Source organism: Anaerolactibacter massiliensis, assembly GCF_900290205.1.
Taxonomy (GTDB): Bacteria; Bacillota_I; Bacilli_A; order Erysipelotrichales; family Erysipelotrichaceae; genus Bulleidia; species Bulleidia intestinalis.
The window spans coordinates 1,087,318-1,111,680 of record NZ_OLMH01000002.1; the positions used below are offsets into that span (position 1 = coordinate 1,087,318).

The window sequence follows — 24,363 nt, forward strand, 5'->3', positions numbered from 1 at the left end:
GATCCTGCACCTATGCTGCAGGATAGAGTTTCCCGGACCTGTTTTCAAATTCTTCTATCCTGATGAGATCATCTGATCTCCCTGTTTGAGAGCAGGATCCTTCTTCCGATGTCTGAGCAGACTGCCTCTTAGATGCAAAGACGACCCATTTATGAAATCCGATAATGCCCGATGAGATCATTGCGATGTTCCAGGATATCTTCTTCATAGCGGCGCTGGAATGGCCCGCTATGGTGAATCACATACGGAATTCCCTCTGCATTTCTATGATCTGATACAATCCCGATATGATTCCGGAAGATGACGATATCACCGCCCTGCCAGTCTTCAATCTCATTCAGATCCATACTGCATGGTATCGCATGATTTCTGAACCATACCTGAAGATTTCTCACCCTCCGGTAATCGATATTGGCATCCGGTGTTTCCACCTCATAGTCCTGAGGATTCTGACGGATATCCTGATCGACCAGCACCCTTAGGTCATAGCCTGCTCCTTTCAATGCCGCAGCAACGAGGTCCGTGCATACTCCGTACCCATCATCTGGATATCCCCCGGCATAGTATCTGCTCTGATAGCTCGGATGTGTTTCAGTATACCGAAGGGCACTCTGCAGAATATCTGTCTGATCATCGATCCCGTCTTTGTCTTCATCAGTCTGGCTGAAATAGGCAGAAATCTTGTCACGACAGCGATCCGGAAGCCGGGCAGAAGAGGTATGGTTCTTCAGGAACAGAGAAAAGAAGGCAGCGATGATCAGCACAGCCGCTGCCGCACTCAGCAGGATTCTTCTGAGATTCCTATGATTCGTCATAGACTGCACGCTCTGCTTTCTGCCAAGCCGGATTCCTGATCCGCTTGGAATTCTGCAATCACTCTGCAGGGCAGTCCTGTCATCCCAGCAAAGCTCATCGGATAAGTATTGATGATCAGATTCTTCTTTCCGCACAGCAATTTCAGATTGCAGAGATTCTCTGTAATAAACACCCCATGATCTGCACAGTACTGATCCTTCTGCACATGTTCTTTTCCTCTTCGTACGCCAGGACCGTCAATGCCGATGATCGATACTTCCTTCTGAACCAGAGCCTCGATCAGATGATCGGACAGCTGAGGATGATCAGTAAAATACTTCTTTCCTCCATATCCGACCCGTTCGATATAGCCGGTGCAGAAGGCCGCGAACATATTTTTCGAGACTGCGTCAATCGCAATATCAGATTCCTCGATGTCCCTGCCTTCCACGCTGCTTACGTCAAAGACAATTCCCGCTCTTCTGGTATATTCCAGGGGAAACTCTTTGTTCATGACATCGAAGTGCGTGCCAAGATGTCCAGCTATGGCTTTCTTTTCATTGCCCTGTGCATCCATAACCATCTGAGGGGTGATTTGCAATGAAATATCTACCAGCATTTGATTCTCCCTTCTGTTTCTTTCTGATTCTCTTGTCTGATAAAAGCAACCTGTTCTTTCAGAGCCGGGATTGTCTCATCGAGAAACCACGGATGATTCTTTCTCCATCTCTGATTCAGCGGACTCGGATGCGTGATGGGAAAATATTCCGGAAGATATTCCTGATAATTCCGCACGGTTTCAGTCAGGTTCTGTTTCTGACGGCTTTTCAGATAATATGCACAAGCATAGCGTCCGATCAGCACGGTCAGTTCGATCTCCGGCATTAAGGCAAGCAAGTCCGCATGATACGTTTCCGCAATGAAGGATCTCGGCGGAAGATCTCCGCTTCTGCCCTTTCCAGGGTAATAGAAATCCATCGGCATGATACTCGTATCCGGCCCGTAGAACTCCTCAGGGCTCATTCCCAGCCATTCCATCAGAACCTTCCCGGAAATATCATGAAATGGAATCAGAGATTCTTCTGCTTTTCTTCCCGGAGCCTGTCCGACAATCAGAATCCTTGCATGTTCATGAATCTGAAAAATCGGCGGAATATGCCGTTCAGTATAAGATCGGTTGCGCGGGTCCTGTTCAATATTCTGAATCACCTGTTCTAACGTTTTCATAGTGTTCTGCACCTTGCAAGATAGTAAATCAGCCGTCCCTCTCAAAAGGGAACTGCAGCCTTCCATAGACATCGCGATCAGAGCTTTTTCATCATCCAGAAGGCATCCCCGTAAGTTCCGTCTCTGTATTTCATATAATCCTGGAAAGTTCCGTACTTCTGAAATCCCAGTTTTTCATAGAGCGCGATCGCCCTTTCATTATCAGCGATCACTTCCAGTTCTGCCTGTTCATACCCTGCTTTCTCGGCAGCATCCAGAAGTACTTCCATCATTCTTTTCCCGATTCCTTTTCCGCAGTACTTCTGGTATAACGCGATGGCAAGTTCACACCGATGCCGGAATCTCATAAGCTCTGCCATCCTCATCAGCGAACAGGCCCCGGCAAGTCTTCCATCCGCAATCGCCACCAGCATCAGTTCTCTTTCTGCATCGATCTTTCTCTGAATGATTTTCTGTTCCTGTTCTTCGGAAAGAGAAACCTCTTCCGGCTCACGGATCAGATATGGAGTTTCTGAGCTTGTATCTTTCAGATATCTGATCAGAACAGCAGCATCGCTTGGTTCCGCATTTCTGAGAACTACTTCATGCCCATACCGATCCAGAAAATTATCGGATTCAACTCTCATTCTTCGTCCCCTTCACGACCTGCGCAATCCTCACTGAGGCATCTTTTCCACACTGCCGATTCAATCGTTTTCCATGAAGATTGTACCTTAGATCTCTAGAAAACGGAGACCACATCTGCATGTGATCCCCGTTCAGCAATCTCATGATGCACATCGAATCGAAAGAGAACCTTTCATCAAATCATCCTGATCATTGCTTCGCCAGCATGATTTCCATCTCCTGCCGTATGAATATAGTCGAGATATGGCTTCAGATAAGCCGGTGTCACGAGATACAGTTCCTCTTCGGGACATGTGCATGGCTTTGGCACAATCGCATCCGCATTCTGAGTCATCTCTTTTGAAAACTCCCGTTTCATGAATTCGATGCTTTCATTCAGCAGATCATTCACCGTTTCATAATGCAGATAGAACGTAGAACGATTCACCCCCGGCAGCTTCGCACGTCTCCTTGACTGTGATATAGGCAAAATCTTACTTTTCGAGCAGATGAAGAAAAGCCTGATCCATTCTCTCTGCGGTTGCAAAATATCAGCTTTCACTTCTGTTCAGATGGAATTCACCGCCTTTCTTCTGCTCTCCTTTTTCCAGCATTTCCTGTAAATCGGATAATTGGCAGCCATTCCAGCCAGACCTGCAATTCTGGCAATGACTCCGATCCAGAACGCTGCTGCAGTGCCGTCACCGATCACATTCATGGAAAGGCACATTCCTGCTCCTAACACCATGGCAGAGAGAATGCCGAACGTATAACCAAATACTGTGGCAGGAAGCTTTGCCTTCGCATCAAGCTTGCGGAGCGCAATCACTTTTGAGTTATCTTTCGGTGCATATTCATTTGCGAGATGTTCTGCGCAGATCTTATCTGTATTCATATGTTTCTGTCTCCTTCCTCAGATGACCCTATTAAACCCGATAAAAAGACAGGACTGAACAACACCTAGGAAGAAAAGTGTTGAGTTCATCTCCTTGCAGACTCTCGCCAGGAAGAGAGAATCATTGCTGTTCCTCACTCTGATCACTCGCCCGGCGATGATAGTGACGTCCCTTGTCTTCGTATATGGACTGATCTGCTTTTTTCAGGAGATCATCAATGTCATCCAGATTGCCATGATGCACTGCATAGCCAAGTGAGATGCTCAGACCCATGCTTTCACAGGCTTCCCGGATCGTCTGAATCAGGTGCCTTGCGCCTGCCTCATCCATGCCTTCCCGGATCACCAGGAATTCATCGCCGCCCATCCGGAATACATGATCGCGGTCTGCATACTTCACAAGAATCTCAGCAATCCTGCAGATCATCTCATCCCCTGCCAGATGTCCTTTCGTATCATTGACTTCCTTAAGCCCATTTGCATCGCCGGCGATCAGCGCGATGGTTTCTTCCGATGTGCGCGCATTCAGATAAGCCTGAAGACCAGCCCGGTTGCCGACACCGGTCATCGGATCTTTTTCACTGAGTTCCAGTGCCCCAGCCAGGTTATTCCGGTTCTGAATCATTACCGCAATGAAATCCGTCAGCGTATGCAGCACATAGCCAGCTCGATGGAGCTCATTCTCGCTGACATTCAGGACCAGCGTGAATCCAAGCGATTGTCCTGCAATTGCAAGGTGTCCTGAAATCACATTGCGGATCCCTTCCAGCGGCAGCCAGAACCCGGGATGTTTCCGGCAGTAAGCAGGATAATTGGCAATGATGAGGACTTTATTATCCTGAAACTGCTGATACAGCGGTTCCAGTCTGGAACGCAGCACACTCTGAAGCTCGTCCTTGACCGGCATCTGCCCAGGAACACACCATTCATACGTGCAATGCACGGTCCGCTCATCCCGTTCTTCAAAGACAAGCAGCCGGTCTGACTGCAGGTTCCATCCGATCTGGCTGACTGTCTTATTGATGCCGGTCCCAGGATCCTTCTCGGCCATTCCTGCTGTAATCGACTCATTCGCCCACAGCTCATCATTCAGAAGGTTATTCAGCTGCGCAGTGCTTGCATGATCCGCGGCCGGCGTGCAGATGTACAGCCGTACCATTCTTCCCCGCCATGGCAGGATCACATTCCTCGTGTCATACGTATTCCCGCTGGAAATGAACTTCTCGGACTTCGTGACAAACCGATCTGAAGGCAGCGTGCTGTTCCGGCAGAACTCACACGGCGTATCCCTGCCCTGCAGAACCTGATAGCACTTCTTTCCTTCATAGCTGTAATCCTCGGGCAGATGCAGATCACGCCTCATTGCCTTGTTCACAAACAGAAGATCAAGACTCTCCATATCAACCATCACGATCCGCTGCGGGGACGTTTCCAGCAGCTCCGGTGATAAATTGAGACTTCGGCGCTGCTCATCAGCTTCGCGAATTGATCTGAAAGTGCGATTCTGCTTTTCGATTCTGTTTTCCAGAAGGATCATCAAAGCTGCCGGTCCTGAAGTCTCCGACCCATATGCAATGCTGAGATCCAGAGAGAAATGACAGCCCACTCCATCAATCTCGTCAATTTCCTGCATTCCATTCCGGACCTTCTCTGCCGCATCCAGCAGTTTCTGACCATGCGCCTGCGGTCCGATCAGCAGAAAGCGGAAACCAGGAAGATGAGCAGCAGACGTTCCGTCAGGGAGATGTGCATTCCTGATCAGATCTGCTGCCATGCGAACCGCCTTATCAAAGAATTCCTCTCCGTACGCTCGGCTGATCCGCAGTGCATCATGCAGAGAAAGATAGATCGCTTCATATTCCTGCCCGCTGTTCCGGAAAGCCGCATCATGGGCATTTGCTGCAAGCAGGGATCCGTAGGCATTCAGAAGTCCTGTCATTCCGTCCTTTGTAAAAGAGTCTTCTTTTGCTTTTTCCCAGCTATGAACATACCCTGCGGTTCCCGCAATCCGATTGCCCTGATACCATGGGAATACCGTAATAGGCAGCATCTGGCAGACGCCGGAAACCGCCAGTGTCAGATGATAATGAATCGTTTCCCCATGTTCCAGAACCCGCTTCTCCATCTGCCGGAATTCTTCTTCATCCACAAGAATCCCAAGTTCCTGCAGCGTGCTCCCGATCACTTCTTCTTTTGTCTTCCTGCCGAAATAGGATAATAATTCATCATTGACTTCCAGATATCTTGTCAGCCAGATTCCAAAACAAGGCAAGCATCCGAAGAAATTATTATTTTTCGCAGTATTTCATAAAAAAGACCGTCCCAATTTTGCCGGGGCGATCTCTATACAACATACCTAATATCGATTCTGCTTGCTATGCTTTACCTCTTACCGCCTTTAATCCTTTCGTACTCGTCCATGTCAACACGGACATGCACCTTCATATCGGCTTTTTTGACCAGCAAACATACAGTCTCATATCAGAAACTGTTACAGAAATTATCTTCTTAAATGTTCTTCCGAATTTCTGATCATTAAGCGTTCTCTTTAACAGGGAAGCATTCCACTCGACTGCGCTTTTTTCTATACTAGTATTTAATTTTTTTCACTAGTATTTACCGTTTCAGCACCAGTTTCTATACTAGTATTTTGGTTTTCTTGGTTAGTTTCTTGGCTAGTATTTATCTTTTCTTAGTCAGTTTCTTGGCTGGTATTTCCTGTTTCTGTGTCAGTATGAATTGCATCTGAGGCATTATTGTCATTCTGTTTCCGGTAAATGTTGATTCTCAGATCCACCTCACCGCCAATAAATTCCGGTGCCTTAAGTCCTTCCTCCTGCACTTCCCGAATAATTCTCGGAATCCCGCTTCCCCCAGTGTTCAATCAGATGCATGTATGCAAAAGCATTGGCGATAGCCTCATTTCGGATTCTGGAATATCCCTTTTTCATCCGTTCGATGGTCTGACCCATTGGCAGCTTACCCGGCGACGTGATTTCGAGCCTGTCATCATACACCGCAATCTGCGTATTGTTATGATCCAGATAGCTGCGATGAACTGCCGCATTTACAACCAATTCACGGATACTATCCGGTGGGATCTCATAAACATCCTGCCGGTAGATGCCAACAAACTTTGCGCCCAAGTGAATATTGCGAAGGACATATTGAACCGCATTATCAACCTGCAGCCAGAGCGGACCGGAATACTCTCTGCGATCCACAAAAACTGCATTTGTTGATCCTTTGAAAACACCACATTGCATCACCGTATCGCTGCCAGCAATATCGTATACATATCATCATGACTTTTCCCGGCAAGGATATAAACACCCTGCCGCACTCGCTCCATCAGACCTTCCCTCACATACTTTGGAAGCAGTGCCTTGGAAAACCCCAGTTTCATGACCTGCTTTGTCGTTATGATGTTGTGATTTTCCTTTATATTTTTCATAACAATTGGATTGATCGGCACGGATATCTCCTTTCCAAATAACGTTTACTTTTATATCGATACCATGCGATATTTCGATTCAATTGTCTACTGTGCCTTCTGAGACTGCTATGCCATCAGCTTCTGTAATACTTCTCCAATATCCCCATCAATGCACACGGCCCTGTCTGCAATCTCCTTTGGGCAGTACGCCTCGCCCTTGTTGATGCAGGCATAGAAAGCCTTCGGATTCTCCTTCGTGTACTGCCAGAAGGGGTACTTTATGATGATCGGGGTATTTAATTTATTGCACACCAGTTCTGATCTTCAATACAAATCTTTCAGAATGTTTTTTCTGCCTTCATGAAATCCATCAAATTTACATGCTGGATACCATTTCTTTTCTGAAGCAGATAGTCCGTCGTAATAACGTATTTTGGGTAATTATCCCGGATCATCTCCAGCGGTTTATATTCTCTCTCTTCCGTTTCCCTGCTCATTGCAATCGTGTATGCAACCTGCACGTAGGAATAATTCATCGCCGCATCACGCATGATAAAATCACATTCAAGCTTACCGATCCTGCCAACGCTGACCTTGCTCCCCATACTTCTCGCATAGAAATAGACAATATTTTCCAGTACGGGTCCGAAATTAATCCGGTTATCTGTATTCAGTGCGAAGTAAAAACTCAGATCGCTTAGGTAATACTTTTTCTCACCGGCTATGGATTTGCGGGACTTCAAATCGAAACGATTACACTCATACAGAACCTTCGCATCCACCAACGCCTGAATATATCTCGCCAGCGTCTGTCTGGTTATCTTCTGTCCATTTTTCTCAAGATCCCTCTGCAGATTGGAAACGCTTGTCGTTGCGCCGAAATTGTTAATCAGATACTGGCGAACGGTCTCAAAGCTTTCCCGGTTTCTGATCTTAACCCGATGCCGTATATCTTTTTCAAAAATCTCCTGTACCACGCTCTCAGTATAACGACGCTTATCTTCCAGATTGTCAATCAACACAGCTCTCGGAAAACCGCCTTCCAGAATGTAATTCTGAAGTTCTATCATCGGATTGTCACTAATCTGCACGTGATAAAACGCTTTCATTTGCTCATATTCTTCAAATGTCAGCGTGAACATTTCAAATTCTATATATCTGCCTGTCAGCTTTGTAGCAAGTTCTCCGCTAAGCAGGTAAGAATTGGATCCCGTAATAAAAATGGAGCAGTTACCATCCTCCCGAAAACCATTTATAACCTCTTCAAATCCCTTCACATTCTGAATCTCATCTACAAAGATGTAATTCTGCTCCTCTTCATGAATCCCAGCAGCAATGAGATTTTCCAGTTGATCTGCTGTTTTGATTTTTCTGTATTTGCGCTGGTCCAAATCCAGATAGAGGATTCTATCCGCCGGTACTCCCTGCGCTTTCAGCTCGTCAGCGATCATTTTCATCAACGTTGATTTACCACATCTGCGCACACCTGTAATGACCTTGATAATATCGTTGCTCCGGTAGAACCCTCTGATTTTTTTCAGATACTTCTCACGAGTATACAGGTCCATTTTGTATTCCTTTCCTTATTGCATTTATATAGATCTCATACTCATCATACCATAGGCGGCGGAAAAGTGTGAGTTAACGCGTCATATTTTTCATTTTTATCAAATTCTGATGCGTTAAACCTCAATTTTCAAAGGAAACCCACTCTGGATCAAAGACTCTTCAGCACTTCCCCGATATCCCCGTCAATGCACACGGATCTCTCCGCGATCTCCTCCGGGCAGTACGCCTCCCCCTTGTTGATGCAGGCATAGAAGGCATTCGGATTCTCCTTTGTGTACTGCCAGAAGGGGTACTTGATGATGACCGGTGTATTGGATCCTACGCCAAGCTCCAGATAAAGAACCTGAAGATTCTTAGTCTTAAGCAGGAAGTCCGCATATGCCGCAGACGCTCTGTGCCACCCTTCATCCTCGACAAAGAAATCATCCGCACGAAGATTCATAGTAACATCCGAACCATCATCTGGACATTTCGGAATGAGCGATACCGGAATCTTCATTTTCAGTTCACCACTTTCCGGAACCTGAAACACCCCATTCTCGTCCCTTATGAACCCCTGAGCCTCCATTGCTTTCATTACCCATTCTTCATTATCATAGGTTTTCTGCACGGATGAATTGGCGCTCTGGAAAAGTCCATAGTCTCCTTGGGTGTAGAACAGACGCCTTTTATCGAATCCTGCTCTCTGAAACTGGTGATCTACGTTCGTTGTAACAACAAAATAATCCTTATCTTTCACAAGTGAGAGCAGTTCCCTATAGACAGGCTTCGGTGCATCAATATATCGGTTGAAATAGATATGCCTTGCCCACCACGCCCAGCGTGTTTCTTCATCGGGGAAGGGATAGAAACCGCCGGAATACATATCCTGGATGCCGTACTTTCTTGCAAAATCAAAGAAGGACCTTTCAAATCTCTCTCCGCTATAGGTCAGTCCGGCGGAAGTAGAAAGTCCGGCACCCGCTCCGACCACAATAGCATCTGCCTCTTCGATCTCTTTCTTTAATCCAGAGAGTCGTTCCTCCTTAGAACCTGTTTCGAATGTCATATTTCTGCTGAAATAACGCACCGCACTAAGTCCCTTTTGAATGCTCTCCTGATAACCGTTCGGCATTTCATCGTATAAGTTCTTCATAGTATTTTTTATCCTCATCCTTAAAAACATCAAAGATTACCCTTTCCATACTGCCCGGATGCTTTTTCATCCAATCGTTCACCGTTTGTACCGCAATCTCCGCCGCTCGTTTGTTCGGAAAGCGAAATTCACCGGTAGAAATACAGCAGAACGCCACGCTTTTCAAATTCTGATTAAGACACATATCCAAAGTGTTCAGGTAGCAGTCCGCCAAATCCTTCTCAAGTTCCGGCTTCAGCTCATATTGCACAATCGGGCCGACGATATGAATAATTTTCTTTGCTGGAAGATTGTAGGCATCCGTCAGCATAGGAACAGCAGTCGGCTGCTCATAATCTCTGCCGTATTTGATTCGCAGCTGATTCATCTGTCTGCTGCATTCTGCTCGGAGCTGGACTCCGGCAAAAGTGTGAATGCAGTTGTCAATGCAAGCGTGCATCGGAACAAAGCAGCCCAGCATCTGAGAATTTGCAGCATTGACGATAACATCCACAGCAAGCCTTGTGATATCACCCTGCCAAACAGATAGACCATCGCGGATTTCCGGGATATCTGAAAGCCGTACGATACCTTTTTCTTCTGCTCTACCTTTCAGATATTCATCCTGAACAGCGAGTACATCATCTGAAAAAGCCTTCGGCATACGGATGTTCATAAGCGATCGAAGAATGCGTCGTTTTCCTTCGGTGTCTTTAGGCGTTTCCAAATCTTTATATTGAACAGAATCTGTTTTAAATTCCTCTACGAGATAATCCAGCCGCTGATCTTGTGTCATTTTCTCATTCATACTTTACCTTCTTTCCACCGCACCTGCAGGACATTTCGTCATGCAGTTCCCACAATGCAGGCAGTGTTCCTGCTCGATAACATAGGGACTACTATCTGTCATGATGCAGCCCTGCGGACAGACTGCCGCACAATTTCCACAGCCGATGCAGGCATCAGTAATGAAATATCCCTCTGCCTTTTTCTCTGCTCCGCCAAAGGTAAAGGAGACACGCTCGATCGGTTTCTTGGAAAGATCAAACCACTCACCGCTGCCCTCATAGATCTGAAACACCGTCAGAGAATGCATAGACTCCTCTGTTGGATATATCTTACGCATATACGGATTTTTCTCGAACAGTTCCGGAATCCTCTCATATCCAAGCTCCCGAACTTTTCCACGGATAGAAACAGCCACGCTGCTCATGGTATCCTCGCCTTTCATCGCAGTCAGGGCAAGAAATTCTCTTTTCTTCAGTCTGTCATAAAAGCCTTTGCCCTTTGCGGTAAGGAAATACAACCCATTTTCATCACTGTCCATCATGTCGATTGCTGCCGTCACCGGAAGGCACTCGTCATCGACAGTGGCTACAATTGTTCGATGTATTTCATTCACAATATAGTCAAGATAGTTTTTTGCTTCCACATTAAATACCTCCTGTTCAAAAGGACTCCGACGCTGTCTTCCCCGGAGTCCCGTTTTGTCAGGTTTTTTGTCAGAATGTCCTGCATTCCTGTCCTCAAGTCCGCTATGGTGTACTTTTTCATTTCATCTTCCATAGCATTCTGAATGTTTTTCAGCTTGTCATCCAAAAGAGCATGGATGTTTCGTCCTACCGGACATTCCGGACTCGGTTTTTCATGAAACCTGAATAAATCTCCGCCTTCAACAGGCTCTATAGCCGGATATACATCATAAAAGGATATATCCGACAGTTCTCTTGTTGGCGAGATTCCGCCAGGTTCCCCTTGCTACTGTGATAAACCCTGCACTCTGCAGCTGTATAAGTATTTTTCAAATGATGACCGGATTGGTTCCTATACTTCCCGCGAGAAAATCACTCGTAACCTTATATTCATCCTTAAACGTATCCACACAGGTGAAAATATGTAAAGCCACCGTAACTCTGCTCGATATCTGCATATAAACCACCTCAGGCTACCATTCTGCATCACACATGCTGTAATTTTGCTGGTTATATTAGAATTTGCCGTTCTGGTTCTGCCATGTCTCTTTATCAGCAATGGTTTCCATGACATCCCAATGCTCTACCACCTTGCCGTTCTCAATCCTCCACAGATCGTAGTAGGAAGTAGGAGTTCCGCCAAAGGTACCCTCGGAAACGGCCAGTACATAATTGCCCTGTGCAAGAACCTGATGGATATTCTCATAGATCATCTGAATGCCCTGCTTTCCAAGTGCCTCCAGAGCAGCGCCGAGGCCGGAAAGGCCGTCAGCAATTCCTGTGTTGTGCTGAATATAGGTGTCACCGTCAAAGTAGGAAGGTGTCTTTTCGGGAGCCTTGCCCTGCATTACATCATGAAGGAAGTTCTTGATGATATCACGGTTCTCCTCAGTCTTATCGAGGTCTTCCAGCGAATCGTAGCCGTCAATCTGAGTATGACCGGACGGATTTGGTTCTGCCTTGGCCGCGAGATTGTCCCAATGCTCGGCGATCTTGCCATCAGCATCAAAACGGAAGATGTCAAAGGCGACCTGTTCTCCGGCTCCTGCGAAGTTATATATAGTCTGCAGGAACACCTTGTCACCATCCTCGAATGCACGAATGTTCTTGACAGTAGTCTTAACGGGAGCGGATGCAAGAAAGGCAACGCTGCCTGCAAAAGCGTCAGCGCCTGTGCCATAAGCGAGGTTGTGCTGAATGTAGCCGGGAGCAAGAAGCTCCTTTGCCTTTGCGGTATCACCGTTTGCGAATGTGCCGATAAGTGCCAGTGCCTTTTCTTTCTTTGTCATGATGGTATCCTCCTTAGATTGTCACTAATGATTTCATCAGTTGTAACCACAATGGTTTCATCTGATGAGCGTAATATAGCACGCTGCAATTGTAATGTCAATAATTACATCTATTTTTTCAAGTAAAATTTCCGGACCCTTTTTATGCGTCCGGAATTTATTATTTGTTCTGATATCTATCTCACAGCCACAACTCCCCAACATCTAACTTGGCAGCTCAACATAGTGACATCTCTCGCAGCAACTCAACTCTCACACTTTTTGAGCCGGATTGCCCTTGAATAAGTTGCCGAGAAGCGTTCGTACTGCCCGATGCCAAATTTGCTCGATTGCCCGAAAACCTCTGTATTACTGGGCTTTCGCGTCTATTTTCCTTCGACCCTTGACATCATGCAGACCGTCTCAACATGCCCCGAGACAGTGGAAAATATAATCATGCTGCCTGACTGTCTGTCAGAACATGTCAAAATTCAGTCTCCGTTTGCGGAAACATATCTAAAACTCAAGTATCAAATGAGGAAACATATCTAAAGGAATCAAGGCGCAAAACTGGAAGTTAGCGATTTCTTTTTCCGGTATTCTCTGTCCCACGGATTTCCTCATGATAGAAATAATCCACGATCACCGGATGCCCCTGTGGGACTCTGCCATAAGGCATTTCATTATCTACAAAGGCACAATCATACTTCCTAGCCATTTTCTCAGCTTTTACTTCAAGTGCTTCAAAGTAGCTACGGTTATGCTTGTTATAGATCTCGTCGTAAAGTGGTACAAGATCAGGATTTTTTCCAGCGATATAATCCATAATTGTCTTTTTGAAACCGCCTCGAAGATTGAGATTTTCGAGCCAGAACAGATCGCACTGATCCTTTACCCGCTCAAAGATTGCTTCAAAATCCGTGATACCGGGGAATACCGGGGATACGAAACAGACTGTACGGATACCTGCCTCATATACCTGCTTCATAGCAGCGATACGGCGCTCAATGCTCGAAGCAGAATCCATATCATTCTTGAAATTTTCATCCAGTGTGTTGATCGACCATGAAACGGTTACACGTCCAAGCTTCTTCAGCAGATCAATATCCCGTACCACAAGATCCGACTTTGTGCAAATCAGAATATCTGCGTCACTGCCAATCAGCTGCTCCAGAAGTCTTCTGGTATTCCCGAATTGCTCCTCCTGTGGATTGTAGCCATCTGTCACAGAACCGATAACTACCCGCTGTCCGGCATATTTCTTCGGATTTTTAATTTCCGGCCAATGCTTCACATCAAGGAAAGTGCCCCATTCCTCCTTGTGCCCGGTAAAGCGCTTCATAAAAGAAGCATAGCAATACTTGCAGGCATGTGTACAGCCCACATAGGGATTGACCGAGTAACCACCTACCGGCAGACTAGACTTAGTCATAATGTTCTTTGTTTCCACCTCACGAATGAGGATTCCATTTATTTCTTCTTCCATGATTTCTGTACCTCTAACACTTTATTAAATTCTTCCGGCATTTCCTGAATCATATTTTCATCCCCTATGATAGGGACAAGGTCTTCCTTCATAAACACCGGAATGCCAAGCTTATGTGCCTGGTCCGCCAGAGACCATGCCCATTCCGGCTCCGTATGAATCTTCCTGCTCTGAGCTCCGGTCATGGTGCCGACAACGATCCAATTGATTCCGGAAAGGTCAACTGTGCCGGGATCGTCGAATAACGGCTCAAAGGTAACATGGTAATGTTTTGCTCTGACGTTTTTCCGAAGGGCGTCGATACGCCACAGTTTTGCTTTCCTCGTCACCGTAACGCCAAACCATGCGTTTTCCAGATCGGTATCAAAATCCATCAAATCAGGTCGCTTGGTAAGGAACAGGAACTGATGTTGTGGATTTTCACGGATCTTTGCAAACACCTCGTCTCTCCATTCCGGCTTCCATCCAGAGAGATCGCTCATGCCGGTGAGAAGAAAGTTCTGCGGACGTTTCTTTTCCATCATCCTGAGCTTGCCTGGAAAGAACTCAGGATCAGCGAAGTCATCAATCATATGCCAGCGTTTCACGTTGTTGCGGGCATAGCAATATGTACACCCCACTGTGCAGCCAATGACGATATTCATGTTCTGAATCTGATCTTTGATACAAATACTCATGACTTCTGCCACTCCTCAAGATTCTTTCTGATGCGGTCGAGGTATTCCTCAAACTGGGCAATTTCTTCCTCAGAAAAACCTTTGTAGTAAATACTGCCCATCTCATCAGATACAGAATCGTACTCGCCCTTTAAGGCATGTGCTTTCTCAGTTAGAAACAGGAGTGTTTTTCTTTTGTCCGTTTCAGATTGAACACGGCTTATCAGCCCTTGATTTTCCATTCTTTCCAGCATCGTAGTAAGAGATGTTATCGCTAATCCGCATTTAGTCGAGAGTGACCTGATTGAGATACCATCCTCCTGCCACAGCACATAAAGAATACGTCCCTGGGCTCCATTAAACGCATCAATATTCTTTTCACTGAGAATCTTCTCGAAAATCCGGTCTCCAAGTTGTTTTATTTTAGTGACAAGAAATCCTCCATTCATGTCCATGCAAAAGCTCCTATATAGTAGTTTATTAAAAATATACTATATAGGAGCTTTATTACCAAGAGTTTATATGTCTTAATAGGTAACTTCTGTTTTTTTCAATTCTCCAAACTTGAAGTTGTTAATTACAGTCTCAGAACAGCGATCAGTTCTTCGCCGTCCATTTCACCGGTTTCTTCGAAACCGAAAGAGCGATACATCTGACGGGCAACTGCATTATCGGGTTCATATGATAGCCAACAGTATTCCGCTTTTCCACAAGGCATAGATTTTATGAATTCTAATGCAAGGCTGACTGCTTCTTTCCCGTACCCTCTGTTTTGATATGCCTTATCGATCATAAGACGCCACAGGTTATAGTTTCCCTTTGCAATTTCAGGTGCATCCGTCCAATAATCATCAACATCAAAACCAATCATCAGGAAGCCTACAGGCTTATCCTCATCATATATACCAAACGGGAATGCATGACCGTTTCCCGTAATTGCAGTATACGCTTCAATGATGCTGATCTCATTGGTGGCAACGAAGTTCTTCTGCGATTCCGATACCGTCAGTTTCAGGATATCCCAGACATTATTACCATTTACTTTTTCTAAATGAAGCATATATCTTTACCTCGCTAAATTCCGATTTATATCTTGGAATACGTATCTTGTCTTATTCCAAGTGGCTTTGAAATCAGTGGCAATTATATTCATCTCATCAGCACAATTTTGTTACTTAGTATATCATGTTTGGAATTCGTGAAAAACGTAAAAGCCGTCCCGATAGTCCGAGACGGCAAAAAAGCGATGAGAGGCGGTGCAGATAATGATTCTGCACTGCCTCCCTTTCTGTTCCTGCTCAAATAGCCTTTCCACAGTCACAACCCCTGAAAATAGCAAAGCCACAGTCTCGCCAGTTAAAAATTCATCAAAATAGCCTTCCCACAGCCACGCCAGACCAACTTTTACATTTTTTCTATAAGAAAACGCGGCACCCGTCTCACTTCTCAGAAAGACGGATGCCGCAGAAATGGCTTAAACACTGGCTTTTCCAGCCCTCTTTCAATTTGTTCTTGTTAGCAGAGCCACTGTCTCGACGTTGTTCCACGTGAGCAGCAAAAACTCCATGGCGGTATTGCTCCTGATCAAGCATTCACAAGTTTCAGAAACTTTTTATCGTTCATCTGCTCATTCGTAATATATTCTCCGTCATGAAACAACGCATAGTTTGTAATCGGAGTCGGAGCATTCTGTGCTTTCTCTCTGCTTTCGATATGGATCGCATGGAATGGTATATCATTTTCTCTGGCAGTCTGCTCCAGCACTGGAATATACTTCGCATTGAACGGACACTGGCTGGTGTAATACAGTACATAACCTTTTTCTTCTATGCGCGGATGCTTTGCACATTCCCTGAAATGAGGCTTGTCTGCATCCGTCACAAATGGCAAGTACCACAACTGAATGCCATTGTCCGCCTCGTCGCATACGGTAAAGCCCTTATATTTCAGAAACTTAGGGTCGGCAAGGAACGGCTTCTTCTTAGCTGCTGCCAATATACACAGTCCTTTCTTCCCCTTTTCTTTACTGTCCTCAATGCAGGCGTTCAGCAAGTCTGCAGAATAGCCATGACCTTTGAAGGAACCGGACACCCACAGGCAATCGATATACATATAGCCGTCAGCCTGGATTGGAACCCACGCGTTCTCAGCCGGGATATATTCTATAAAGCACTTTCCCCGCTCCACACTCTTCAGAAAGACAAGTCCCTCTTCAAACCTGTCGGCCAGCCACGCCTTCTTCGATGACACCTGAACATCCTTATTATTGGAAATGGCACAGCAGATATGCTCCTTTTCAAGATTTTCCTTTGTAACTCTGATATACTCCATAGGATCAATTCTCCTTCACTTTTATCGGATGACGGATCACGGTCCTCAGCTTCTCCGGTGCTGCTTTCCGCGCATCGCTCAGATAAATCTCATGGTGCATGCGTTCGTCCGTAATATCAAGAGCATATCCCTGCTCTTCCATAAATCTGTGCATCGCCGCTACCGTGGCAGGCTCATCATCATAAGCCCCGATATGCATACACTGAACACACAGCCCTTCATCATAGGTAAAGAACTCAACTTTCGAAAAATCCTGTTTCTTCTTTGCCGCAGCTTCTTTGACAGCCCAGTCAAAATCATCTTTCGTCACAAAATCCGGCAGACGGATGACGGAGATCCACCGGAAAGAATCCTTATGGGTATAATCGACACCGATCACTCCATCCTGCCACCAGAATCCTTCCAAAGGCGGCACCACATAATCAAAATATCCATCGATCTGATAGCTGCCTTTCTTACTCATCTTGATCGTAAAAGCAATACCGTACAGAAGACCTATCGCCTGTTTGTACTCGCCTTCCTCATCATTGGGATCCCCGCTGCCGCGTACCGCGATAAAATTCATTTCCGGCACAGTTACTATTGAAGGTGTTCCTTTCGGCATATAGAATTCTTGGTATTCTTTTTTGAAATCAAATGCCATAAATGTTAATCCTCCTCATAAAGCTGTAATGTCTCCTCTGCATTCCTGCGGATAATATCCCGCGCTTCTGCCGGCTCCAGCACTTCAGCCTTCGCTCCGAAAGTCATGAGCCAGGTCACAAGGTTTTCCATATCCGTGTAGTCCGCTGTAAAGAGCAGTCTTCCATCATCCGCTTCTGTAAAGCAATCAGGTCCGAAGTCTTCGATCAGGCGCCATTTCATATCCGGTGAAAATAACGCCTTAACCTTAATCTCACCCGGAAATATTTTTTCAGCTGAAAGACCCGGCATAGGTGCATCTCGACAGACAAATTCTTTATCCGTTTCTGTAACGCGATCCATGCGATTCAGCTTAAACAATCTATAATCCTTACGATCCATACACCAGCCCCAAAGGTACCAGCTTGACCATCGAAATACCAGATAATAAGGTTCAACCGTCCGCTCGCTGTCACCGGACGGAGCATAATACCGAAACCGGACCATGTGCCTGTCTCCGATCGCATCCTGTATCGTTTCTATCTTCGGCGCCAGCGAATCCCGATACCACGATGACAGATCGATCAAAATGGAATCCCGTCCGCTGATGAACTCAGAAGATCCCGCCTGTATTTTTTCCATCAGCTGACCGTAATAACTGCTCCCGCTCACGCTGTCCAGGCTTCTCAGTCCTGCAAGGATCATCTGCATGTCCCTGGATGTCAGGATCGTCCTGTCCATCCGGTATCCGTCCATAATACTGATCCCGCCGCCAGTGCCCTGAACTGTACGAACAGGAATACCGGCCTTGCAAAGGTCCTCGATATCTCGGTTAATCGTCCTGCGAGACACTTCAAACTTTTCTGCCAGTTCAGGAGCTGTTGTCTTGTCTTCCTGCAATAAGATTGACAATATTCCTATCAGCCTGTCTATCTTCATGTTCTCTTACGCTCCATTTATATACTAACGCATATAACACGACATCTGTATGTTATGTTTGTTATATCAGAGCAATGCAATTTCAGCAAAAGGAAAACCTGTGGAAATCCCCTATCACGGTTCATTCCACAGGTTTTTTCACATACTCTTCAAACTTTAGTAGTCTGTCAAATGTCTTTCTCTGAACTCTTGATCCTGTAATAATCCTCAGCATCAACGCTAATCTCAACACAGTCCTTCGGCTTCGCATTTTTCTTGCTCAAGAGGCACACCGTCTCGATGTGTGTTTCACTGTCCAAACTATTTCCGATCGGTATACTCATATCGCTGTCGATGATCGGCAGACGGAAGGTAATCGACTTCAGCCACTGTCCGCTGGTCTGCCGCTCTTCGTAGATCTGGATCTCTTCGATGAGGGTTTCCATCAGCTTCCGCTGCTCCTCCTCGTTCATCAGCTTATAAAACTTATCGAAGTAAATCAGAATCTTGTAGATGTTATCCCCGGTGACCTTTTCAGACTCAATGGACTGCTTCTTTGCCCTAGCCTCTATGAGGCTCTGCTCCTGGTCATCGATCTTATCGTACATCCGGTACAAACGGTCATCCAGATCGGCCTTGCGGCGGTTATAATGACGTTCATCCGGATCCAGCTGTTCGATCTCTTCCAGGGTCTTCCGCTTCATGGCGTAGGACTGCTTCAGCTGTTTCTCCAGCACCTTGATCTCCTGATCGATGGCCGTGGTGTCCACCTTCATATTGATCTTTTCCTGCATGAGCGAGGCAAAGCGCGGATTCGAGACCAGTTTCGTGATGATCTCGATCACGGAAGCATCCAAAACCTCTTCCTGGATCTGCTTTTTATAATCACATTTATGACCACGAGTCATGGTCCTGTGCTTGCAGCCGTAATAGTAAAAATCCTTATACTTTGATCCATCTTTCCGGTGCTTGATACTTTTATTACCGTACATCCCTGCGCCGCATACAGGGCATTTTACAAGGCCTGACAAGAGGTGTGTCTTCGTATCCTTCGCCTTGTTCACATGCTCGTATTTCTTTGCCTGGGCGATCATTTTGACCTGGGCCTGGTTCCACAACTCTTCCGAGACGATGCCTTCATGCAGGCCATCCACTACCAGGTAATCATCCTGCTCGACCAGCTTGTATTCGTTGCGGGTGCCATGCACCTTTTCCGTTTTACGGCGGCCATAAGCGATCTTTCCGCAGTACACCGGGTTCTTGATGATACGGCGAATAAGTGCGGAATCAAACAGCGGATTCTTTCCATTATGACGGGCAATCTTATGGATCCCGTGATTTTCCAGATACTTGGCAAGACCATTGGCGCCGATATCCGTGGAGACCCACTGTTCAAAAATGGTGCGGATCGCCGGAGCTTCCTCCTCATTGATCTCCAGTACACCATCCTTCAGGCTGTATCCATAAGGCGGAAAACCACCGTTCCACTTGCCGTCCCTGGCTTTCTGAATCCGGCCCTCCATGGTTTGGACACGAATATTCTCACGCTCGATCTCTGCGACTGCTGACAGAACGGAGATCATCAACTTCCCGGCATCCTTTGAAGAGTCGATGCCATCTTCCACGCAGATTAGATTCACACCGAAATCTTGCATCGTCTGCAGCGTGGACAGGACATCTGCAGCATTCCTCCCGAAGCGCGACAATTTGAAGACCAGTACAAAGGAGACATCATCCTTGCCGGTCTTAATGTCTTCCATCATGCGGTTAAACTCGTCGCGACCTTCTATGGACTTTCCGGACTTGCCGGCATCCTCATACTCCCCCGCAACCTCATAGTCATTGAATTCCGCAAAGGCGCGCATGCGGGTCCGCTGGGCATCCAGGGAATAGCCATCGATCTGCATTGTGGTCGAAACGCGGGTATAAATATAGACCTTGATTTTCTTATTTTCCATCAACGGCTCCTCAAAAGTTTGGACATACTTTCCACGTGCATCTTACCATATATATGTCCATTTTTCAATAAAAAAGAAGGCCGACTCCATGGAAACATCCACAGAATCGGCCTGATTGTTATGCAGCCTGTCTCGCTTCTGCACTAAGCCGCATATATCTTCGATACACTTCTTCGATGCCTTTCAGCCTGCTTTGCTGTCTGGGATCCGGCAGTGCGTCCAGATCCATCTCCCCGGCATATTTCTCTATCATATTGGCGAGAAAATCCGCCAGGCCGCTCCACACATCATTCTCGTACATCCGCATCCCTCCCTTTCGTTTTATTCCTTTCACTCCGATCGTCACGGGCGTAGGCCTCCAATACCTCCGGCGGGATCCGCTCCAGAAGGGCCACCGCAGCGTCATAGTCACGACGAAGCTGCAGATCTGCCATTCTCTTTAAAACGCTCTCCTGGCGGCTTTCCTTCAGTTCTGCCGTAAGGGTTTCGTTTGCCAGTTCAAGCGCCGCGTTTTCAGCCTTCATGGAACCGAAAACCTTGCTGTATTTCCGGACCTGCGTGCTCATCTTCTCTACACTTGGGATATACTTATCCAGCACCTTACCGATCTCGGCAGCCTTAGCCTTCGCATTGAAGGCATTGACCTCCGAGAGCAGACCCTCCAGCTTCCCCCTTTGTTTATTGAGCCGTGTCATCTCTTTGAAGACCCGGGGAGGGATATAGTCCCTGCCGGTTTCGCTGGCGCTTAATCCCCTTTCAAGCTCCGGGAACCTTTTGACCATATGCTCCCAGTAGGCATCCTGCCACTTGATGAGTTTTTTCTTGTTGCCGATGATCTCTTTTGCCGAAAGTCTGCCGTCTTCCGTCAGCGGGACAAAAGAAAGGTGCATATGGGGCGTTTTCTCGTCCATATGCACCACGGCTGAAATGATCGTATCAGGATTCTGTTTCTGTTTGATGAACTCCAGTGCTTCCCGGAAGAAGGCTCTGATTTCCTTCATACTCTTTCCCTGGAAGAACTCAGGACTGGCGGTGATCACTGTCTCCACCAGCCTAACACTGTCCGTCCGGGTCCGGCATCCGGCTTCTCTGATCTGTCTTTCTGCTTCCGTCCGGTACCGGCCCTGAGGTTCAACCAGATGGAAATTCAGATGAGTCCTGCCAGGGTCGATATCCGGGTTACTGGCATAAGACTCTTTGGTTCTTTCGTCATGGGCCTCGATCTTCCCGATCTCCGGCCCCTTATATTTCATAAATCGCATGATCGCGTACTGCGGTGCTGCCATAGTGTCTGCTCCTCCTTCAAACTCTGTAGTGGTAAAGACTTCCTGATTATTGTGTTCGTACGTACATGCGTACAGACGGTACCCTGGATGGGCTCCGTACGCTTGTACGCACGTACGCATGATTTGACAGCTTTATTTAAGAAATGGGTTATCATGATCGATGACCTCGACGCCGCGATATCCCCGGCAGCGTTTCTCCTTCCCTCGATAGATGTTGTTATCCGGGATCAGATGATACGTTTCCGCATACTGGGAAAGGAAATTGGCGAAGCTCTTCATGGAAAGCGCATTGTCCGCATTGTCATCACACCATTCCTTATAAGCCGCATACAGATCGCAAGTCGCAGCCTTACTGTCTTCATGGAAAGTGAGGTACCCTTCGGATGCCAGAAATTCCAGGATGTTGTTCGCGTCCTTCACAATAGCATCGATGTTGTCCTTTGACCGGCCACTGATGTTAAACCGGTAATCATTGGCGACAAGCCGCTTAAGTCCCTCCAGGCACCAAAGAAAGATACTCTCTTTTTCCGCGATCAGCTTTTCGACAAGATAGGGATCGTCAACACGGCCTTCCGGCTTGTCCTTCGTGGTGATTACGATCTGCCGTCTAAAGAACCCATCAGACCGATCGTGAAGTGCGGTAAGGGCTCCGTTCCCAAAGCAAAGGAATCGGACATACAGGAGGCTCTGATAACTCTGGATGCCTTTCCGTTCGACATCCATCTGGCACTCGGAAGTGACAATGGATTTGATATAGTTCGTCTTAGTCAGCGCACTCATATCCATATCGTCATCCACCATGAGCAGCTTATCCTCCAGGTCTGCCCTGGCAAAGCGGTTTGTTTCAACTTTCTGAATGCTGGTGGTGTTCATATTGATCCCGAGGATCGACCGCATCACCAGTCCGATCCGGGATTTGCCTTCGCCGCCCTTTCCGATCATCAGGAGCATCTTCTGGGCCTTCGTAGTAGGAAGCAGGCAATATCCCAGGTACTCCTGCAGGGTCGGGATATCTTCTGGGACCAGAAGCTCCGAAAGGAAGTTCAGCCAGACGTTCGCTATGCCTGCCGCCGAGTTGTATGCGACCTCCAGCCGGTTCCGGCAGTATTCCTTTTCTTCACTGAAATGACCGTCCAGATACCAGGTACCGTTTGAAACATGGATGCGGTCCTGATGCAATGGTGGCTCATCAGCGAAGGCCATCATCCTGACTGCCTTCAAAAGGTCCTCTACCTTTCTGGCAGTTCCTGATTTGACCCAATCACAGATCTCCATAAAGATTTCGCGCTTTAAGGCGGCCTCGTCAGAGATAAGACCATCGACGGTATACAGCTTCCCATGGACACATTTCATAGGATGCGCCTCGAGAAACGAACAGCAGAATGTCATCTCATCGATCCTGCGGTCTTCCGTGAGCCATACCGGGGCATCAGGAGGCAGCGTTGATTTTCTCGGCATTATCCGACCTCCTTTCCTTCTCATGGGCTCTGTTCACGCAGTCCTCAAGTCCGGTGATTTTGCCATCCTGCATCAGTTCCATGACCACAGCCTTCCGCTGTTCAAGATTGCCGACCGTTAAAAGGTCTGCCAGATATTCGATATAGGCGAACATCTGGCAGGCTTCCACAAAGCGGTCATCCGGCTCTTCTTCCATCGAAGTGGGTGCATACTGCACCTTCCAGTTCTCCAGAAGGTGCAGATAATCACAAAGCACCCGCTGACAGTAGCGTTCATCATCACGGAACGCCCTGATCATCGGGTGCCTGGGTTTTGCAAGTGCAGCGACCTTCGGCGGATTATCCGGGTCGATTCCAAAATCCTCCGCGATCTTTCTGGCCGCCTCATAGAGACTGAGATCAAACAGTCCTGCGACCAGGTCGATCACATCACCCTTCGCTCCGCATCCGAAGCAGTAATAGAAGTCCGGATTGAGCTTAAGGCTTGGATGGCGGTCATCGTGGAAGAGACACCGGGTCATGTTATGGCAGGTCACGGTAAGCCCGTATGCCCTGGCAGCCTCCGGCACGCTGACACTTGCTTTAACAGTTTCAAAATGGTTCATAGTGCATTTCCTCCTTCAGAATTATTTGGATTTTTCATCCTGGTTTCTTATACGGAGAAAATGCCGGGGAACTTAAAAATGAGGCGGTTCTGGGATTTGGAAGAAGCAGAGAGGGTGAAAATTGCAAAAATGCAATCGAGACCGGATTATGGGACAGTTATATGCGTAAGATAAACTCGTAGAAACAATGGCAACGAATCCCACTGGACAATTTTTCGGTTTTGAAGAAAAGTGTCCAGTAAGACCACGAGACAGCAAAATCAATGAGGATTCCCATCCTACAACAATTGTAATCATTTGATTGCATTTGTTTTCTTTCTGTGGTATGCTATAGGTGGTTAAGGTATGACCATAAACCATTATCAAGTCAGGAGGATAATACGATGGCAAGCACATTAGTTCAATTCAGGACAGAAGATACAGAAAAACTCCGTGCCGTTCAGATCCTTGATCGTCTCGGGCTCTCTCTTCCCGCATATCTGAGGATGTGTGTTTCAAGGCTGAACCAGGAAAACGGTATTCCTTTCAGTATGAAAATAGAGGAAGAAACCAATCCCGGTATCCGCGCTCTTCAAAGGGCCAGTCGGATCGCAGAGGAATATGGCATCTCAGACATGACTCTCGAGGAGATCAACGCTGAAATCGCAGAAGCAAGGAAATAAA

General features: G+C 46.7%; 29 protein-coding genes. 1 reads left to right on the plus strand and 28 read right to left on the minus strand.

The window, feature by feature from the left end; genetic code table 11:
• Positions 1-149: 149 nt before the first annotated feature.
• The 28 genes from C7E00_RS08720 to C7E00_RS08855 all read right to left on the minus strand — a co-directional run bounded on the left by C7E00_RS08720 (position 150) and on the right by C7E00_RS08855 (position 23,700).
• A complete protein-coding gene (locus C7E00_RS08720) occupies positions 150-815 on the minus strand; it encodes a DUF1287 domain-containing protein (protein WP_105303924.1) in 666 nt (221 codons plus the stop codon).
• Complete coding sequence (locus C7E00_RS08725) at positions 812-1,414, minus strand: cyclase family protein (RefSeq protein ID WP_105303925.1); 603 nt, start codon at positions 1,412-1,414, stop codon at positions 812-814. Before C7E00_RS08725 ends, C7E00_RS08720 begins: the two co-directional genes overlap by 4 nt.
• Positions 1,405-2,022 carry a uracil-DNA glycosylase family protein gene (locus tag C7E00_RS08730; RefSeq protein ID WP_105303926.1) on the minus strand — a complete coding sequence of 206 codons (618 nt, stop codon included), beginning with the start codon at positions 2,020-2,022 and terminating at the stop codon, positions 1,405-1,407. The genes C7E00_RS08725 and C7E00_RS08730 overlap by 10 nt, the downstream gene beginning before the upstream one ends.
• Positions 2,023-2,099: 77 nt before the next feature.
• Complete coding sequence (locus C7E00_RS08735; RefSeq protein ID WP_105303927.1) at positions 2,100-2,648, minus strand: GNAT family N-acetyltransferase; 549 nt, start codon at positions 2,646-2,648, stop codon at positions 2,100-2,102.
• A 176-nt stretch (positions 2,649-2,824) separates the two neighbouring features.
• On the minus strand, positions 2,825-3,076 hold the full coding sequence (locus tag C7E00_RS08740) for a hypothetical protein (RefSeq protein ID WP_105303928.1): 252 nt from the start codon (positions 3,074-3,076) through the stop codon (positions 2,825-2,827).
• Between the two features lie 120 nt (positions 3,077-3,196).
• Positions 3,197-3,523 (minus strand): dihydropteridine reductase, encoded by a 327-nt coding sequence (locus tag C7E00_RS08745; RefSeq protein ID WP_105303929.1) that lies wholly within the window; start codon positions 3,521-3,523, stop codon positions 3,197-3,199.
• A 121-nt stretch (positions 3,524-3,644) separates the two neighbouring features.
• Complete coding sequence (locus tag C7E00_RS08750; protein WP_105303930.1) at positions 3,645-5,795, minus strand: diguanylate cyclase domain-containing protein; 2,151 nt, start codon at positions 5,793-5,795, stop codon at positions 3,645-3,647.
• Between the two features lie 550 nt (positions 5,796-6,345).
• The gene (locus C7E00_RS08755) at positions 6,346-6,747 is read right to left on the minus strand and encodes an ATP-binding protein (protein ID WP_204378598.1); all 402 of its coding nucleotides are present in this window, start codon (positions 6,745-6,747) and stop codon (positions 6,346-6,348) included.
• A 41-nt stretch (positions 6,748-6,788) separates the two neighbouring features.
• Positions 6,789-6,998 (minus strand): type IV toxin-antitoxin system AbiEi family antitoxin domain-containing protein, encoded by a 210-nt coding sequence (locus C7E00_RS08760; protein WP_135358194.1) that lies wholly within the window; start codon positions 6,996-6,998, stop codon positions 6,789-6,791.
• Positions 6,999-7,085: 87 nt separating this feature from the next.
• Complete coding sequence (locus C7E00_RS08765) at positions 7,086-7,271, minus strand: SIR2 family NAD-dependent protein deacylase (RefSeq protein ID WP_105303932.1); 186 nt, start codon at positions 7,269-7,271, stop codon at positions 7,086-7,088.
• Positions 7,272-7,297: 26 nt separating this feature from the next.
• Positions 7,298-8,527 carry an ATP-binding protein gene (locus C7E00_RS08770; RefSeq protein WP_105303933.1) on the minus strand — a complete coding sequence of 410 codons (1,230 nt, stop codon included), beginning with the start codon at positions 8,525-8,527 and terminating at the stop codon, positions 7,298-7,300.
• A gap of 149 nt (positions 8,528-8,676) precedes the next feature.
• Positions 8,677-9,693, minus strand: a complete 1,017-nt coding sequence (locus C7E00_RS08775) for an SIR2 family NAD-dependent protein deacylase (protein WP_239928549.1) — start codon at positions 9,691-9,693, stop codon at positions 8,677-8,679.
• Positions 9,644-10,450 (minus strand): protein-ADP-ribose hydrolase, encoded by an 807-nt coding sequence (locus C7E00_RS08780; protein ID WP_204378599.1) that lies wholly within the window; start codon positions 10,448-10,450, stop codon positions 9,644-9,646. Before C7E00_RS08780 ends, C7E00_RS08775 begins: the two co-directional genes overlap by 50 nt.
• A gap of 3 nt (positions 10,451-10,453) precedes the next feature.
• A complete protein-coding gene (locus tag C7E00_RS08785; RefSeq protein ID WP_105303935.1) occupies positions 10,454-11,074 on the minus strand; it encodes a 4Fe-4S binding protein in 621 nt (206 codons plus the stop codon).
• Positions 11,041-11,382, minus strand: a complete 342-nt coding sequence (locus tag C7E00_RS16500) for an Rrf2 family transcriptional regulator (protein ID WP_338022643.1) — start codon at positions 11,380-11,382, stop codon at positions 11,041-11,043. Before C7E00_RS16500 ends, C7E00_RS08785 begins: the two co-directional genes overlap by 34 nt.
• 247 nt (positions 11,383-11,629) lie before the next feature.
• The gene (locus tag C7E00_RS08795) at positions 11,630-12,403 is read right to left on the minus strand and encodes a nuclear transport factor 2 family protein (protein WP_105303936.1); all 774 of its coding nucleotides are present in this window, start codon (positions 12,401-12,403) and stop codon (positions 11,630-11,632) included.
• 556 nt (positions 12,404-12,959) lie between these two features.
• Positions 12,960-13,868, minus strand: coding sequence for a radical SAM mobile pair protein B (locus C7E00_RS08800; protein ID WP_105303937.1), 909 nt, complete (start codon positions 13,866-13,868; stop codon positions 12,960-12,962).
• Entirely contained in the window at positions 13,853-14,545 is a 693-nt protein-coding gene (locus C7E00_RS08805; RefSeq protein ID WP_105303938.1) for a radical SAM mobile pair protein A, read from the minus strand. The genes C7E00_RS08800 and C7E00_RS08805 overlap by 16 nt, the downstream gene beginning before the upstream one ends.
• Entirely contained in the window at positions 14,542-14,979 is a 438-nt protein-coding gene (locus C7E00_RS08810; protein WP_105303939.1) for a radical SAM mobile pair system MarR family transcriptional regulator, read from the minus strand. Before C7E00_RS08810 ends, C7E00_RS08805 begins: the two co-directional genes overlap by 4 nt.
• A gap of 122 nt (positions 14,980-15,101) precedes the next feature.
• On the minus strand, positions 15,102-15,584 hold the full coding sequence (locus tag C7E00_RS08815) for a GNAT family N-acetyltransferase (RefSeq protein WP_105303940.1): 483 nt from the start codon (positions 15,582-15,584) through the stop codon (positions 15,102-15,104).
• A 524-nt stretch (positions 15,585-16,108) separates the two neighbouring features.
• Positions 16,109-16,855 (minus strand): N-acetyltransferase, encoded by a 747-nt coding sequence (locus C7E00_RS08820; RefSeq protein ID WP_105303941.1) that lies wholly within the window; start codon positions 16,853-16,855, stop codon positions 16,109-16,111.
• 4 nt (positions 16,856-16,859) lie between these two features.
• A complete protein-coding gene (locus C7E00_RS08825; protein ID WP_105303942.1) occupies positions 16,860-17,498 on the minus strand; it encodes a GyrI-like domain-containing protein in 639 nt (212 codons plus the stop codon).
• A 5-nt stretch (positions 17,499-17,503) separates the two neighbouring features.
• Positions 17,504-18,415, minus strand: a complete 912-nt coding sequence (locus C7E00_RS08830) for a helix-turn-helix transcriptional regulator (protein ID WP_105303943.1) — start codon at positions 18,413-18,415, stop codon at positions 17,504-17,506.
• Positions 18,416-18,582: 167 nt separating this feature from the next.
• Positions 18,583-20,352: a recombinase family protein gene (locus tag C7E00_RS08835; RefSeq protein WP_105303944.1), complete on the minus strand. Its 1,770-nt coding sequence runs from the start codon at positions 20,350-20,352 to the stop codon at positions 18,583-18,585.
• 118 nt (positions 20,353-20,470) lie between these two features.
• Positions 20,471-20,653 carry a hypothetical protein gene (locus C7E00_RS08840; RefSeq protein WP_105303945.1) on the minus strand — a complete coding sequence of 61 codons (183 nt, stop codon included), beginning with the start codon at positions 20,651-20,653 and terminating at the stop codon, positions 20,471-20,473.
• A complete protein-coding gene (gene mobV / locus C7E00_RS08845) occupies positions 20,640-21,638 on the minus strand; it encodes a MobV family relaxase (RefSeq protein ID WP_105303946.1) in 999 nt (332 codons plus the stop codon). The genes C7E00_RS08840 and mobV overlap by 14 nt, the downstream gene beginning before the upstream one ends.
• Before the next feature lie 132 nt (positions 21,639-21,770).
• Positions 21,771-23,096 (minus strand): DNA primase family protein, encoded by a 1,326-nt coding sequence (locus tag C7E00_RS08850; protein ID WP_105303947.1) that lies wholly within the window; start codon positions 23,094-23,096, stop codon positions 21,771-21,773.
• Positions 23,068-23,700 carry a CHC2 zinc finger domain-containing protein gene (locus C7E00_RS08855; protein WP_105303948.1) on the minus strand — a complete coding sequence of 211 codons (633 nt, stop codon included), beginning with the start codon at positions 23,698-23,700 and terminating at the stop codon, positions 23,068-23,070. The genes C7E00_RS08850 and C7E00_RS08855 overlap by 29 nt, the downstream gene beginning before the upstream one ends.
• A gap of 383 nt (positions 23,701-24,083) precedes the next feature.
• Here C7E00_RS08855 and C7E00_RS08860 point away from each other — a divergent pair, with 383 nt between their 5' ends.
• A complete protein-coding gene (locus C7E00_RS08860) occupies positions 24,084-24,362 on the plus strand; it encodes a type II toxin-antitoxin system RelB/DinJ family antitoxin (protein ID WP_105303949.1) in 279 nt (92 codons plus the stop codon).
• The last annotated feature ends 1 nt before the right edge of the window (position 24,363 follow it).

Coding starts and splice junctions, on each gene's coding strand:
- C7E00_RS08770 (WP_105303933.1), bottom strand. CDS start 8,527: ATGGACCTGTATACTCGTGAGAAGTATCTGAAAAAAATCAGAGGGTTC.
- C7E00_RS08825 (WP_105303942.1), bottom strand. CDS start 17,498: ATGGCATTTGATTTCAAAAAAGAATACCAAGAATTCTATATGCCGAAA.
- C7E00_RS08805 (WP_105303938.1), bottom strand. CDS start 14,545: ATGAGTATTTGTATCAAAGATCAGATTCAGAACATGAATATCGTCATT.
- C7E00_RS08840 (WP_105303945.1), bottom strand. CDS start 20,653: ATGTACGAGAATGATGTGTGGAGCGGCCTGGCGGATTTTCTCGCCAAT.
- C7E00_RS08860 (WP_105303949.1), top strand. CDS start 24,084: ATGGCAAGCACATTAGTTCAATTCAGGACAGAAGATACAGAAAAACTC.
- C7E00_RS08775 (WP_239928549.1), bottom strand. CDS start 9,693: ATGTTTTTAAGGATGAGGATAAAAAATACTATGAAGAACTTATACGAT.
- C7E00_RS08820 (WP_105303941.1), bottom strand. CDS start 16,855: ATGGAGTATATCAGAGTTACAAAGGAAAATCTTGAAAAGGAGCATATC.
- C7E00_RS08800 (WP_105303937.1), bottom strand. CDS start 13,868: ATGGAAGAAGAAATAAATGGAATCCTCATTCGTGAGGTGGAAACAAAG.
- C7E00_RS08735 (WP_105303927.1), bottom strand. CDS start 2,648: ATGAGAGTTGAATCCGATAATTTTCTGGATCGGTATGGGCATGAAGTA.
- C7E00_RS08850 (WP_105303947.1), bottom strand. CDS start 23,096: ATGCCGAGAAAATCAACGCTGCCTCCTGATGCCCCGGTATGGCTCACG.
- C7E00_RS08815 (WP_105303940.1), bottom strand. CDS start 15,584: ATGCTTCATTTAGAAAAAGTAAATGGTAATAATGTCTGGGATATCCTG.
- C7E00_RS08720 (WP_105303924.1), bottom strand. CDS start 815: ATGACGAATCATAGGAATCTCAGAAGAATCCTGCTGAGTGCGGCAGCG.
- C7E00_RS08780 (WP_204378599.1), bottom strand. CDS start 10,450: ATGAATGAGAAAATGACACAAGATCAGCGGCTGGATTATCTCGTAGAG.
- C7E00_RS08725 (WP_105303925.1), bottom strand. CDS start 1,414: ATGCTGGTAGATATTTCATTGCAAATCACCCCTCAGATGGTTATGGAT.
- mobV (WP_105303946.1), bottom strand. CDS start 21,638: ATGGCAGCACCGCAGTACGCGATCATGCGATTTATGAAATATAAGGGG.
- C7E00_RS08855 (WP_105303948.1), bottom strand. CDS start 23,700: ATGAACCATTTTGAAACTGTTAAAGCAAGTGTCAGCGTGCCGGAGGCT.
- C7E00_RS08810 (WP_105303939.1), bottom strand. CDS start 14,979: ATGGACATGAATGGAGGATTTCTTGTCACTAAAATAAAACAACTTGGA.
- C7E00_RS08795 (WP_105303936.1), bottom strand. CDS start 12,403: ATGACAAAGAAAGAAAAGGCACTGGCACTTATCGGCACATTCGCAAAC.
- C7E00_RS08730 (WP_105303926.1), bottom strand. CDS start 2,022: ATGAAAACGTTAGAACAGGTGATTCAGAATATTGAACAGGACCCGCGC.
- C7E00_RS08830 (WP_105303943.1), bottom strand. CDS start 18,415: ATGAAGATAGACAGGCTGATAGGAATATTGTCAATCTTATTGCAGGAA.
- C7E00_RS08745 (WP_105303929.1), bottom strand. CDS start 3,523: ATGAATACAGATAAGATCTGCGCAGAACATCTCGCAAATGAATATGCA.
- C7E00_RS08835 (WP_105303944.1), bottom strand. CDS start 20,352: ATGGAAAATAAGAAAATCAAGGTCTATATTTATACCCGCGTTTCGACC.